General features: G+C 60.4%; 15 protein-coding genes. 10 read left to right on the top strand and 5 right to left on the bottom strand.

What is annotated here, in order from left to right; all coding sequences use genetic code 11:
- Window positions 1-2 precede the first annotated feature (2 nt).
- A complete protein-coding gene (locus tag ACP15U_RS12395) occupies window positions 3-611 on the bottom strand; it encodes an energy-coupling factor transporter transmembrane component T family protein (RefSeq protein ID WP_425045457.1) in 609 nt (202 codons plus the stop codon).
- Window positions 586-1,404 (bottom strand): energy-coupling factor ABC transporter ATP-binding protein, encoded by an 819-nt coding sequence (locus ACP15U_RS12390; RefSeq protein ID WP_425045456.1) that lies wholly within the window; start codon window positions 1,402-1,404, stop codon window positions 586-588. The genes ACP15U_RS12395 and ACP15U_RS12390 overlap by 26 nt, the downstream gene beginning before the upstream one ends.
- Before the next feature lie 208 nt (window positions 1,405-1,612).
- On the opposite strand from ACP15U_RS12390, the gene ACP15U_RS12385 reads away from it, so the two are divergent.
- From ACP15U_RS12385 to ACP15U_RS12375, 3 genes are all read left to right on the top strand, one after another.
- On the top strand, window positions 1,613-2,470 hold the full coding sequence (locus ACP15U_RS12385; protein ID WP_425045455.1) for a ferritin-like domain-containing protein: 858 nt from the start codon (window positions 1,613-1,615) through the stop codon (window positions 2,468-2,470).
- A 188-nt stretch (window positions 2,471-2,658) separates the two neighbouring features.
- On the top strand, window positions 2,659-3,981 hold the full coding sequence (locus ACP15U_RS12380; protein WP_425045454.1) for a DUF5930 domain-containing protein: 1,323 nt from the start codon (window positions 2,659-2,661) through the stop codon (window positions 3,979-3,981).
- Window positions 3,971-4,495 carry a bactofilin family protein gene (locus ACP15U_RS12375; protein ID WP_425045453.1) on the top strand — a complete coding sequence of 175 codons (525 nt, stop codon included), beginning with the start codon at window positions 3,971-3,973 and terminating at the stop codon, window positions 4,493-4,495. Before ACP15U_RS12380 ends, ACP15U_RS12375 begins: the two co-directional genes overlap by 11 nt.
- A gap of 111 nt (window positions 4,496-4,606) precedes the next feature.
- On the opposite strand, the gene ACP15U_RS12370 is transcribed toward ACP15U_RS12375, so the two are convergent.
- The 3 genes from ACP15U_RS12370 to ACP15U_RS12360 form a co-directional block, all read right to left on the bottom strand.
- Entirely contained in the window at window positions 4,607-5,569 is a 963-nt protein-coding gene (locus ACP15U_RS12370) for a DUF3179 domain-containing protein (protein WP_425045452.1), read from the bottom strand.
- Between the two features lie 171 nt (window positions 5,570-5,740).
- On the bottom strand, window positions 5,741-6,286 hold the full coding sequence (locus tag ACP15U_RS12365) for a peptidylprolyl isomerase (protein WP_425045451.1): 546 nt from the start codon (window positions 6,284-6,286) through the stop codon (window positions 5,741-5,743).
- Complete coding sequence (locus tag ACP15U_RS12360; protein WP_425045450.1) at window positions 6,279-6,785, bottom strand: peptidylprolyl isomerase; 507 nt, start codon at window positions 6,783-6,785, stop codon at window positions 6,279-6,281. The genes ACP15U_RS12365 and ACP15U_RS12360 overlap by 8 nt, the downstream gene beginning before the upstream one ends.
- 130 nt (window positions 6,786-6,915) lie before the next feature.
- On the opposite strand from ACP15U_RS12360, the gene ACP15U_RS12355 reads away from it, so the two are divergent.
- The 7 genes from ACP15U_RS12355 to ACP15U_RS12325 all read left to right on the top strand — a co-directional run bounded on the left by ACP15U_RS12355 (window position 6,916) and on the right by ACP15U_RS12325 (window position 13,079).
- Window positions 6,916-8,115 (top strand): phosphoglycerate kinase, encoded by a 1,200-nt coding sequence (locus ACP15U_RS12355; protein WP_425045449.1) that lies wholly within the window; start codon window positions 6,916-6,918, stop codon window positions 8,113-8,115.
- A gap of 189 nt (window positions 8,116-8,304) precedes the next feature.
- Window positions 8,305-8,604, top strand: coding sequence for an FtsB family cell division protein (locus tag ACP15U_RS12350; RefSeq protein WP_425045448.1), 300 nt, complete (start codon window positions 8,305-8,307; stop codon window positions 8,602-8,604).
- 136 nt (window positions 8,605-8,740) lie between these two features.
- The gene (gene pdhA / locus ACP15U_RS12345) at window positions 8,741-9,739 is read left to right on the top strand and encodes a pyruvate dehydrogenase (acetyl-transferring) E1 component subunit alpha (protein ID WP_425045447.1); all 999 of its coding nucleotides are present in this window, start codon (window positions 8,741-8,743) and stop codon (window positions 9,737-9,739) included.
- Complete coding sequence (locus ACP15U_RS12340) at window positions 9,739-10,128, top strand: VOC family protein (protein ID WP_425045446.1); 390 nt, start codon at window positions 9,739-9,741, stop codon at window positions 10,126-10,128. The genes pdhA and ACP15U_RS12340 overlap by 1 nt, the downstream gene beginning before the upstream one ends.
- Window position 10,129: 1 nt before the next feature.
- Window positions 10,130-11,494 (top strand): pyruvate dehydrogenase complex E1 component subunit beta, encoded by a 1,365-nt coding sequence (locus ACP15U_RS12335; RefSeq protein ID WP_425045445.1) that lies wholly within the window; start codon window positions 10,130-10,132, stop codon window positions 11,492-11,494.
- Window positions 11,495-11,500: 6 nt separating this feature from the next.
- The gene (locus ACP15U_RS12330) at window positions 11,501-11,761 is read left to right on the top strand and encodes a hypothetical protein (protein ID WP_425045444.1); all 261 of its coding nucleotides are present in this window, start codon (window positions 11,501-11,503) and stop codon (window positions 11,759-11,761) included.
- A 1-nt stretch (window position 11,762) separates the two neighbouring features.
- Window positions 11,763-13,079 carry a pyruvate dehydrogenase complex dihydrolipoamide acetyltransferase gene (locus ACP15U_RS12325; RefSeq protein WP_425045443.1) on the top strand — a complete coding sequence of 439 codons (1,317 nt, stop codon included), beginning with the start codon at window positions 11,763-11,765 and terminating at the stop codon, window positions 13,077-13,079.
- Window positions 13,080-13,108 lie beyond the last annotated feature (29 nt).

Raw genomic sequence — 13,108 nt, 5'->3', positions numbered from 1 at the left:
CCTCAGTGAGTGGTATCAAGCCCGCCCCGAGCGCGCAGCGCCTCGGACACGTGATCGGCGTCGTCCAGCACGACCAGTGTGAGCGGTAAAACGATGTTCCAACGCGCGGACTTGGAACTGCGCGCCCGCCATGCCTCGGCCAGCTGCGATCCTTTGTCGAGCAACACTGGGGCAAACCGCACCACCAGCGCCACGGCAAAGGCGATGATGTCCGGTGACAGGCCAAAGCGGCGCAACGGAGAAAACAGCCTGCGCACCACATCCAGCATGTCTTCGAGGCGTGTTGTCATGGTCACAAGGTTGGCCAGCGCGACCGCGGCGACCAGGCGCAGACAGATCAGAATACCGTCAAGAATGTCCGAGGTGATCAGATGCCAGACCATCACAACCGCAACAAAGAAAACGACCGGACGCAACAGGCGCAGCCCCTCGGCCCAGAAGGACGGTCCCGGCGCGAGGTAAAGCACTGCGGTCAAGACCAGCACGGCAACCGGGAAGACAGGAGCGTCAATCACGAACAGCAGGAATGTGACGAGCGACAGCCCAAGCAGCTTGGCCCCGGCGGGCAACCGGTGATAGCGGGTCTTAACCGGAGAGGTCAGCGAAAGCATCCTTGCCCCCTTCCCTGTCCATCTGAGCCAGAAACTGATCCAGCACCTTCCCGGTATCACCCTGCGCAGCGATCTGGCCACCCTCCAGCCAGATCACCTGATCGTAGCCTTTCAGGCTGGCAGGATCATGGGTTACATGCACGACCGTGGCGTCGATATCGTCCAGCAACAGGCGCAGGGCGCGAGTGGTCGGAATGTCGAGCCCGGAATAGGGTTCATCGAGAAAGATAACCTTTGGCTGCATCGCAAGAACGGAAATCAGGCAGACGAGGTGCCGCTGCCCCTGAGAAAGCGTCTGCACGGACCGGTCAAACCATGCGCCACGCCCGAACCGGTCAAGCGCCGCCTGCGCGGCCTGTGCGGCGTCGGCCTTGGCCTGGCCCATCTGGCGCAGGCCGAATGCAACTTCTTCGCCAACGGTTGGAAAGATGATCTGGTGATCCGGATTCTGGAACAGGATGCCGACAGTTTCCAGCGCCGCCTTTCTGTCCGAGAAACAGTCGATACCGTCGACGGATACCTGCCCTTCATCCGGTTCTATCAGCCCGCAGAACATGCGAACAAGCGTCGATTTCCCTGAGCCATTGCGCCCAACGACACCGATGCGTCGGGCGGTCAGATCCAATGAGATATCTGACAGAACCAATGTGGTTCCTTTGGTATAGCTCACGCCATCCATATTCAGACGAGCAGGCGAATCCGTTTTACCGGCGCGCGTCAGACGGGCCGGGCCTTCGCTGGGGTCGGCGCCATTGTCAGATGCGCCGGGGGCAACAGGTCGTTCCACATTCATTGGCGGCCCCTTTAACAGCGGCTTCCGGGTTTGACCAGAAAGGAAATTCGCGCAAATTGACGCTAGGTAAGGCGCCTTGCGAACCAGAGGAAAGAGGGCTCCCCTATCGGAAACTCCCCATGGGAAACGCGTGCCAAAGGCTCGCCATCGGCGAGATTGACCGCGTGGCCTCTGGACTTTGCGTCCGGAATTGGGAATGCAGCACTGCATGACCGACCATGAACAAGACCCAAGTTCCGATCTTTCGCTGGCCGAACGGGCCAACGAGGTTCTGACCACGGCTGACGGGCGCGCCAAAACCGCCCTGTCGCGCCGATACGCTGCTGAATGGTTTGCTGCACGCGCCGGTGACCGGCCTGCGATTCCGATCGGCACGGCCAACCCGCCGCTGCATCCGGCGCGACCCGACAGGCCTGAGCTGCTGTCGCCTCGGGATGTGCCCCGCCGCCGGCCGGGATCAGAGGCGGGACGGCTCGCCATGCTGCACGCGGTGGCCCATATCGAACTGAACGCGGTGGATTTGCATTGGGACATTATCGCGCGGTTCTCTCATGTGCCGATGCCGATGGGGTTCTTCGATGACTGGGTCAAAGCTGCGGACGAAGAATCGAAACATTTCAACTTGATATGCGACTGCCTTGAAGCACTAGGCAGTCACTATGGTGCGCTTCCTGCTCATGCCGGCATGTGGCGGGCAGCCGAGGACACGGCCGAAGATCTCATGGGTCGGCTGGCCGTGGTGCCAATGGTGCTGGAGGCGCGCGGGCTGGACGTGACGCCGGGCATGATCGAGTTATTTCGCAAGGCCGGGCTTGACGATGTGGTGGCCGCGCTCGACATCATTTATGCCGAAGAAGTCGGGCACGTCGCCTATGGTTCTAAGTGGTTTCACTTTTTGTGCGGCCGCGAGAACTCTGACCCCAAAGAAGTGTTTCACGCCCTTGTGCGGCGCTACTTCCACGGCGCGCTGAAACCGCCATTCAACGAAGAAAAACGCGCCGAGGCGGGGCTGCCCCCGGATTTCTACTGGCCACTGGCCGAAGGCAACCCGGCATCCAGAGCATGATTTCGCCCATTGCAACCACCTGAATATCGGCGGTTTTCTGCCAGTTCCGGTGGCTACGTGGGGTCAAATGGCGCGGCTTGGCAAAGTTTCTTGCCCATATTCAAAGCTCGGGATATGCAGTGCCCCCAAAAGGTGTGCAGCCCAACTCGGCAAGCCACCGGATACGGGATGGATGAGGATAGGAACGCGTGCGAACTCGGCTGGCGATCAAGTTTCATGCGCTGCTGGAACGGCATTTTCCAGAGCGCCGGGTCTTTCTGAAGTCGGATACCGACACCAGGTTCATTCGGCTCCGGCCCGAGACCCAGTTGATTGCCTTTACCGGCGTGTCGCTGGCGGTCGCATGGTCCATCATCGCCACCGCCATTCTGCTGATGGACAGCATCGGTTCGGGGAATTTCCGCGAACAGGCCAAGCGTGACCAGCGCACCTATCAGGAACGTCTGAACCAGATCTCGATAGAACGCGACACCCGTGAAGAAGAAGCCCTTGCCGCACATGAACGGTTCAACGCCGCGCTGGTTCAGATTTCCGTCATGCAATCTGAATTACTTGAAAGCGAGACCCGCAGGCGAGAGCTGGAGACGGGTATCGAGGTGATCCAGACCACCCTGCGTGACACCATGAAAGAACGCGAGACGGCCCGCACGGCCCTTGCCGCTTTGCAGGCCGAAGAAGAAGGGTCGGCTCATGTGGCCCCGGCCGAACTGCTGGCCTCGGCCGGTTTCATGACCGACGCGCTTGCCCGAACGGCCGCCGAACGCGACCAGATCCTTGCCGATGCTCAGGATGCGCTGAACCAGCGGGACGGGCTTGAGCTCGAAATCAAGCTGATGCGTGAAAAGAACGACCAGATCTTCCGCCAGCTCGAAGAGGCGATGGCGATCTCGGTTGAACCGCTGGACAAGATGTTCCGACAGGCGGGCATGCCTACTGACCGGATCCTCGAAGAGGTACGGCGCGGATATAGCGGTCAGGGCGGTCCGCTGACCCCTTTATCCCTGAGCACGCGCGGTGAGGAGCCCTCGGCCGACGAGCTGCGCACAAACCAGATCCTCAATCAGATGGATACGCTCAATCTTTACCGCATCGCAGCGCAGCAGGCCCCATTTGCAAGCCCGGTCCGTGCAGCAGTGCGCTTTACCAGCGGCTATGGCTATCGCCGCGACCCCAAGACCGGAGGACGCCGGATGCATAACGGGCTGGATTTTGCCGGCCCACACGGCACCGACATCTTTGCCACGGCGGACGGGGTGGTGAAACATGCAGGCTGGCAATCGGGCTTTGGACGCCTTGTCGTGATCCAGCATGCATTCGGAATCGAGACCCGCTATGCCCACAACTCACGCATTCGCGTGAAGGCCGGCCAAAGGGTCTCGCGTGGGGATCATATTGCTGATATGGGTAGCACCGGACGGTCGACCGGCACGCATCTGCACTATGAGATCCGCGTCAACAAACGACCTGTTAACCCAATGACCTACATCAAGGCTGCACGCAATGTTTTCTAAGAGCAAAATCAACGAGCCTGGCGCGAAATCCCCCGAGCAGACTCCGGCACCGACGCCGGCGAGCACACCGGCAGCGGCTCCCGCACAGAGCGATTTCAAGGCAAGCGCACCCAAGGCCAAGCCCCCTGCATCGATTCTGTCATCGGACCTGCACATCACCGGTAACCTCAAGACCAGCGGCGACATTCAGGTCGAAGGCACGGTTGAGGGCGATATCCGTGCGCATCTGCTGACCATCGGTGAATCCGCAACCATCAAGGGCGAAGTCACCGCTGATGACGTTGTAATCAATGGCCGTATCGTCGGCCGCGTGCGCGGCCTCAAGGTGCGTCTGACCGCAACCGCGCGGGTCGAAGGCGATATCATCCATAAGACCATCGCAATCGAAAGCGGCGCGCATTTTGAAGGCTCGGTGCAGCGTCAGGACGATCCGCTGAACCCCGGCCGTTCGAACAAGCCCGCCGGCAACCCGGCTGCGGCAGCTGCGGCTCCGAAGGCCACACAGGGCGCCTGATCCGGCAACCTTACTCAGCCAGACATTGAACGCGCTGCGGGTGTCCGCGGCGCGTTTTCTTTTGGCAGATGAGTGGGTTCCGGTTGCGTGCCTCTGAGCAACTGCCGCGGCTCATTCGGAATGCATCCAGACGCCATCAGGCCAGAAGGCGTGGAAGGCAAAGGCGAACATCACATCATGCGGCAGGTCGCGCCCCTGCCCGTCCTGCACGCGGATTGATCCGACATCCCGCCCCCGCGCAATCCTGCCGGCATCCAGAGCCGAAGCCTGTCCGGGTTGCCAGTTGATGGTAACACCGGCCTCGGTCACGGTTCCGGCCTCACGAAGCCGTTCCAGTGTCCAGGCCCGGTTGCCCACGCGCACAACGCGCATCAGGGGCGGAACGCCGTTTGGTGGCAAAGCGCCGTCATAGAGAAACGGCTGACGGGCGCTGTCATACCCGCGATAGGGGTTGCGACCATAGGCTCTGTTAAAGTCGGGTTCGTCCATCACCAAACCGTCCGGATTGCGGCCCCGGTAGTCGGCCCAGCTCTCCATCCAGCCGGGCAGCGCAACCAGAGTTGTCCCGGTCAGGTCTCCGACGATGGCAGTTGCGGTTGCCTGCTGCCACCAGCTTTCGGTCTGTCGGTCGAACATCACCATGTCGGAATGGCGCAGCTTGCCGCTGACCCCGAAGCTGAGCGTTCCTTTCGGGGTGCGGCGATCAAAAACGAGAGCCGAATTGCACAACGGGCAGAACGTGACCGCCACAGGTATTCCTGAAACCTCGTCATTCACAATCTCATGCCAGATCAGGTAGCGGATCGGATAGGCCCGCGGTCTGCCCCCTTTGAGCTCGATCGTGATTACCGGCTCTCTCTCGCCTATCCGGTTTTCAGCGCTCGCAGGAAGAAACCGGGGGGCATCGATTGCGGGAATCCCGTCCCTCGGAGGGCCGCCTGAACGGATCTCGGACCAATCCGCCACTGCGCTTTGGGCAAAATTGGTTTCCGGCCATTCCACGCGCCATTTGGCAGGGTCGGCCTGAACGGCCCCTGCTAGGAGAAACGCAAAAAGAAAAACTCTGGCGAGCATTGTCTGTCTCCGCTCCGGCGGGATCAGACTGACCATCCCCGGCTGGTTTGACCAGATAGCCACACGGAGAGTTGACCGGACGATAGCAGATCGACCTGCCAACGTGGGGCTGGCAGAGGGAATGCCCGCGATTGAGACAGGGGAGCACAGCCCCCCTGCCCGATTTTCAGGTCACTTGATGACAGTGACAGATTTCATCATGTCAGGCTGACCGACAACCGAACCATTGTTGCCAGTGCCCCGTTTGATCGCATCGACCACGTCCATCCCATCGGTGACTTTGCCGACGATCGTATACTGACCGTTAAGGTGCGGTGCCGGAGCGAACATAATGAAGAACTGCGAATTGGCGCTGTTGGGATTGGGGCCGCGGGCCATTCCCACGACGCCGCGGTCGAACGACTCTTTCGAGAATTCGGCCGTGAGGTCAGGCCGCTCGGATCCGCCCATGCCCGCGCGGCTCATGTCACCGCCCATCTTGCCGAACTGAACGTCGCCGGTCTGCGCCATGAAGCCGTCTATCACGCGGTGAAAGACCACCCCGTCATATTTTCCTTCGGCAGCCAGAGCAGCGATCTGCTCGACGTGGCCCGGGGCCACGTCTTCGAACAGATCGATGGTGACGGTGCCGTTCGCCTCGCCTTCGATCTCGATTGTGAGCTCGGTGGCAAGTGCAGGGCTGGCAACCAGCGCCAGAAGGGCTGCCAGTTTACGCATCGGAGGCCACCTTTACGCTGATCATCCGGTCAGGGCTTGCAGGCGGCTCGCCACGGGTAATGGCATCCACATGCTCCATACCCTCGATCACACGACCATAGACCGTGTACTGGCCATTGAGGAAATGGTTGTCCTTGAAGTTGATGAAGAACTGCGAATTGGCCGAATCCGGGTTGGCCGAACGCGCGGCGCCCAGTGTTCCACGATCATGCGGCAGCTTGGAAAATTCGGCTGGCAGGTTCGGCATCGACGAGCCACCTGTGCCGGCCATACGGATGTTGAACCCGTCTTCCATGTCGCCGTGCTGGACATCGCCGGTCTGTGCCATGAAACCGTCGATTACCCGGTGAAAGGCCACGTTGTCATACTCACCGGCACGGGCCAGTTCCTTCATCCGCTCGGCATGTTTCGGAGCCACGTCGGGCAGCAGTTCGATGACGACATTGCCATCTTTCAACTCGACGATGATGGTGTTTTCGGGATCGTTGATATCGGCCATTTGGGCCCTCCTGTCATATCGCTTGCGGCGAACCTAATCACGCGGGACAGAATGGACAAGTCGCGGCATTGACCCGGTCGCACTTTCCGTTAGAGAAGCGGGAAAAGTTGGATGCAGGAGAATGCGGGACATGGGCTGGAAAACTCTCGATGACATGGATCTGAACGGCAAGCGTGTGCTGGTGCGGGTTGATATCAACGTTCCGGTCGTGGACGGGGTTGTGACCGACAGCACCCGGATCCGGCGCATCGCTCCGACCGTGCGTGATATCCTTTCCGCTGGCGGCCGCCCGATCCTGCTGGCGCATTTCGGTCGCCCGGGCGGTGAACGCCGCGAGAACCTGTCGCTGAACAAGCTGGTTCCGACGCTGGAGCGCGCCTTTGAAACCCGCGTTCTGTTTGCTGCCGACTGTGTCGGAACCGCTGCCGAACTGGCCGCCGAGTCATTGCAGCCGGGCGAGGTTCTGTTGCTGGAAAACACCCGTTTTCATGCCGCTGAGACCAAGAACGATCCCGAACTGGCGGCAGGCATGGCCCGACTTGGCGATGTGTTCTGCAACGATGCGTTCTCGGCCGCGCACCGGGCGCACAGCTCGACCGAGGCAATCGCACGGTTGCTGCCCTCTTGTGCCGGACGGTTGATGCAGGCCGAACTTGAGGCACTGGAATCCGCGCTCGGCGCCCCAAAGCGCCCGGTGACGGCCGTTGTCGGCGGTGCAAAGGTATCGACCAAGCTGGAACTGCTGTCGAACCTGATTGAAAAGGTGGATTACCTCGTGATCGGTGGCGGCATGGCCAACACGTTTCTGGTGGCGCAGGGCCATCACGTGGGCAAATCGCTCGCCGAGCGGATCATGAAAGACACCGCCGCGGAAATCCTCGCCAAAGCCGACAGCACCGGTTGCAAAGTGATCCTGCCAACTGACATCGTGGTCGCGGAGAAATTCGAAAGCCACGCACCGCATCTGGTGCTGCCTGCGGATCAATGCCCCGAGAATGGCCTGATCCTTGATGCCGGCCCGGACAGTGTCGACGTCATCACCGGTATATTTGCACAGAGCCAGACCGTTATCTGGAACGGTCCGCTGGGCGCGTTCGAACTGGAACCCTTTGACGCCGCCACTAACGCCGCCGCGCTGAAGGCAGCGGCACTGACGCGCGCGGGCAAGCTGATCTCGGTGGCCGGTGGCGGCGATACGGTTGCCGCCCTGAACGCATCGGGCGCGGCCGAGGATTTCACCTATATCTCAACCGCCGGCGGCGCGTTCCTGGAATGGATGGAAGGCAAGACGCTGCCCGGGGTGGCTGCTCTGAACGGAAGCCGGGACTGACCGTCCCGGCCCGTCAAAGATGGTTCCGCATTGGCTGCGTTCCACCGCAGCACAGGAAACCAAAAAAAGACCATGTGGGTGTTCAAGAGGGATTCACAAGGCGAATCACCTGTGTCATAACGCTTGGAAAGCCCGTGAACGAACGCGGGAACGAACAGAGCAGACAGGCAAAGCGCAGGTATTTTTGACGTGATCCGGTCCAACCGTTTCAGATTTGGCCCCCTGATGTTTTTTGCGGTGGCATTTGCGCTGGCAAGCTATTTTACCTTTGCCGCAGTGCAGGGCGATTTCGGTCTGTTCCGCCGGGTGGAGATCTCCGCCGAGGCGCAGGCTCTGGAACGGGATCTTGACCGGCTGAACGCGCAGATCGGTGAAATGGAAAACCTCACCCGCCGCCTGTCAGACGATTACCTTGATCTCGACCTTCTCGATCAGCAAGCTCGCGCTGTCCTCGGGGTGCTGCGATCGGACGAAATCGTCATCCGCTGACATCCGGCACAATCATCTTTTTTCTTCGCGCTGTGGCGTCTGCCGGCAGGGTGACATTCCCCCTCGTCACATGCGACGATATGATCTACTTATAGTTTAACGCTAAACTATCTGGGCGCGAGGGGAGAGTGCCGCCATGGCTACGCGAAAAACCACAAAAAAATCAAACGTTTCCTCCGAGGAATTGACCTCGTACTACCGCGAGATGCTGTTGATCCGGCGATTCGAGGAGAAGGCTGGTCAGCTCTATGGCATGAGCCTGATCGGTGGCTTCTGCCATTTGTATATCGGTCAGGAGGCCGTTGTCGTCGGGTTGGAATCCGTCACAGAGGAGGGTGACAAGCGGCTGACCTCTTATCGGGACCACGGGCACATGCTGGCCTGCGGCATGGATCCCGGCGGCGTCATGGCCGAGCTGACAGGCCGTGTCGGCGGGCTGTCCAAGGGTAAGGGCGGCTCGATGCACATGTTCTCGAAGGAGAAGCACTTCTATGGCGGGCACGGCATCGTCGGGGCGCAGGTGCCGATCGGAGCCGGGCTTGCCTTTGCCGACAAATACAAGGGCAATGGCCGTGTCACTTTTACCTACTTTGGAGATGGCGCGGCCAATCAGGGGCAGGTCTATGAAACCTTCAACATGGCCGCGCTCTGGCAACTGCCAGTGGTGTTCGTCATCGAGAACAATCAGTACGCCATGGGCACCGCGCAGCAGCGTTCGACCTCGACCAAGGATATCTATCATCGCGGCGAAGCCTTTGGCATTCCCGGCGAGATCGTCAACGGCATGGACGTTTTGGCCGTCAGGGAAGCAGGCCAGAAGGCCATCGCGCACTGCCGGTCCGGCAAGGGGCCATACATCCTCGAAGTGAAAACCTATCGCTATCGTGGGCATTCGATGTCGGATCCGGCCAAGTACCGGACCCGAGAAGAGGTGAAGAAGGTCCGCGAAACCAGCGACCCGATCGAACATGTGCGCGACCTTCTGCTGTCAGGCAAACATGCCAGCGAGGACGATCTCAAGGCGATCGACAAGGAGATCAAGGGGATTGTCAGCAAGGCTGCCGACTTTGCCAAGGAAAGCCCCGAGCCTGCCGTCGAAGAGCTCTGGACCGACATCTACGCCGAGGTGTCGTGATGCCCCATTTCGAAATTCATGTATCGAACCCGGCTGAAGCCAGACAGTTCTACGCCGGATTGCTGGGCTGGCGTTTTGAACCCATGCCCGGTGGTGAGGATGTCGAATACAACCTGATCGAAGGCAATCAGATCGGTCAGGACTCTCCGCTGACGGGCGGGATGATGCGCCGCCTGGGTTCGGCCCCGGATCCCGGCTCACCGGTGCGGGGTGGAACGATGACCTTCGAGGTCGAAGACTGCGATGCCTCTTATGCCTGGGCACTGGAAAATGGTGGCGCCGAAGCTCTGCCGCCGACAGACTATCCCGGAATTGGCCGCTGCGCCTATGTCGAGGACGGTCACGGCAACATCGTCGGGCTGATTACGCCTGCCGCAGGAGAACATTGATATGGCAACAGAAATTCTCATGCCCGCCCTCAGCCCGACGATGGAGGAAGGCACCTTGGCCAAGTGGTTGGTCAAGGAGGGCGACACCGTTGCGTCCGGTGACATCATCGCCGAGATCGAAACCGACAAGGCCACGATGGAGTTCGAAGCCGTGGACGAGGGAACCGTTGGCCGGATCCTTGTTCAGGAGGGCACCGAAGCGGTGAAGGTCAACACACCCATCGCCATTTTTGTCGAGGACGGCGAAGAGGTCGGGGATGCGGTCGCGCTTGCCCCTGCACCCGAGACACCGACAGCCGAGGCCCCTGCCCCGTCACCGATTTCGACCGCCGCGCCCGAGGCGCCGGTCGCCGATCTCTCTCCGGACTGGCCTGCCGACGCGCAGATGAAACAGACAACGGTGCGCGAAGCTCTGCGCGATGCCATGGTCGAAGAGATGCGCTCGGACGAGGATGTTTTCCTGATGGGCGAGGAGGTCGCCGAGTATCAAGGCGCCTACAAGATCAGTCAGGGTATGCTGGATGAGTTCGGTGCCAAACGGGTGATCGACACACCAATCACCGAGCACGGTTTTGCCGGTGTCGCTGTTGGCGCCGCCTTCGGCGGTCTCAAGCCGATCGTCGAGTTCATGACCTTTAACTTCGCCATGCAAGCGATGGACCAAATCGTCAATTCGGCGGCCAAGACGCTTTACATGTCGGGCGGCCAGATGGGTTGCCCGATCGTCTTCCGCGGCCCAAATGGTGCGGCCGCGCGCGTTGCCGCGCAACACAGTCAGGATTTCGCCGCATGGTTCATGCAGGTTCCCGGCCTCAAGGTGGCGATGCCCTATTCCGCCGCTGACGCCAAGGGTCTGCTCAAGGCCGCGATCCGCGACCCCAACCCGGTGGTCTTTCTGGAAAACGAGATCCTGTATGGCCGGTCATTCGACATCCCGGTTGTGGATGACCTCGTGGTGCCACTGGGTAAGGCGCGGATCTGGCGCGAGGGCACTGACGTCACCATCGTCAGCTTTGGCATTGGCATGCAATATGCGCTCGAGGCGGCGGACAAACTGGCCGAAGACGGCATTTCGGCCGAAGTTATCGATCTGCGCACAATCCGCCCGATGGACACGGCAGCCATTCTCAACTCGGTGAAAAAGACCAATCGCATTGTGACGGTGGAAGAAGGCTGGCCGCAAGGTTCGGTCGGGAGCTACATCTCGTCCGTGGTGATGCAGGAGGCATTCGATTACCTTGACGCCCCTGTGATCAACTGCACAGGCAAGGATGTTCCGATGCCATATGCAGCCAATCTCGAGAAACTGGCGCTGGTGACCACCGAAGAGGTCATCGCGGCGGTCCGGCAAGTGACATACCGGTAGGACACCATGGAAATCAGGGGCCGCGATCCCGAAACGGAGAGTTACCGCGTGACCATGACCATTGATGGAGCGGAGGTCATGGCACTTGTGCCGGAACGTCTGGCGCAGGATCTTCGCCTGATCGGATCGCGGCCATCACATCAGACCGCCTATGTCTGGATGGCTGAAAACAAAAGAAGAATCGAAGCCGCAATCAAAAAACTCGTCCGCGGCACAGGGCGCCCCAAGGCGCCGTTCGACGAAATCACTCTGATTGAGGAGCGCTGACATGCCCACCGAAATCCTGATGCCTGCCCTCTCTCCGACGATGGAGGAAGGAACGCTGGCAAAATGGCTTGTGAAAGAAGGCGATACCGTATCCTCCGGCGATCTGCTGGCGGAGATCGAGACCGACAAGGCCACCATGGAGTTCGAAGCCGTTGACGAAGGCGTGGTCGGCAAACTTCTGGTGGCCGAGGGAACCGAGGCGGTTAAAGTGAACACGCCGATTGCAGTGCTGCTGGACGACGGTGAAAGCGCCGATGATATCACCGCGCCCGCGGACACGTCAAAATCCACCGCTCCGGAACCTGTGGCCGCCCCGGCCGCTGCTGCATCTCCGCAACCGGCCTCTGTGCAACCGGCCCCATCTGCCGGTAAATCGCCAGACGGGGGGCGTATCTTTGCATCACCCCTCGCCCGACGCATCGCGGCCCAGCAGGGCATTGATCTGGCAGGGATTACCGGGTCCGGTCCGCATGGGCGGATCGTCAAGGCGGATCTCGAGGGAGCGCCGGCGGCCACCACCGCCGCTCCTGCCCCAGCCGGACACCCCGCATCGGCTCCCGCTGCTCGGGCAGCAGCGCCCGCTGCTGGCCCATCGGCGGACGCAGTGGCCCGCATGTACGAAGGCCGTGCCTTCGAAGAGATCGCACTGGATGGGATGCGAAAAACAATCGCGGCCCGCCTGTCCGAGGCCAAACAGACCATTCCGCATTTTTACCTGCGCCGCGATATCAAACTGGACGCATTGTTGAAATTCCGGTCTCAGCTGAACAAACAACTTGAAACTCGCGGCGTGAAGCTCAGCGTCAATGACTTCATCATCAAGGCCGTGGCCCTGGCCTTGCAGCAGGTTCCTGCCTGCAATGCCGTTTGGGCAGGCGACAGGATGCTCCAGCTTGAAGCATCCGACGTAGCCGTCGCGGTTGCTATCGAAGGGGGATTGTTCACTCCGGTACTTCAGGATGCCGACAGCAAATCCCTCTCAAAGCTTTCCATCGAGATGAAGGATCTCGCCTCTCGCGCCCGCGATCGCAAGCTTGCACCGCACGAATATCAAGGCGGCAGCTTTGCCATTTCCAATCTGGGGATGTTCGGCATCGACAATTTCGACGCCATCGTGAACCCTCCACACGCAGGTATTCTGGCGGTCGGTGCCGGGGTCCGAAAACCGGTCGTAGGAGATGACGGCGAGCTGTCCGTTGCAACCGTTATGTCGGTTACTATGTCAGTTGACCACAGGGTGATCGACGGGGCGCTCGGAGCCAACTTGTTGCAAGCCATCGTCGAAAACCTGGAAAACCCGATTGCAATGCTGGCCTAATACCCCGAGACATTCAAAAAACCAAAAAA

Source organism: Primorskyibacter sp. S87 (assembly GCF_049801055.1).
GTDB lineage: Bacteria > Pseudomonadota > Alphaproteobacteria > Rhodobacterales > Rhodobacteraceae > JBNAGF01.
Note: the sequence above shows the minus strand (reverse complement) of the source record. Positions and strands in the feature narration are given on the sequence as shown.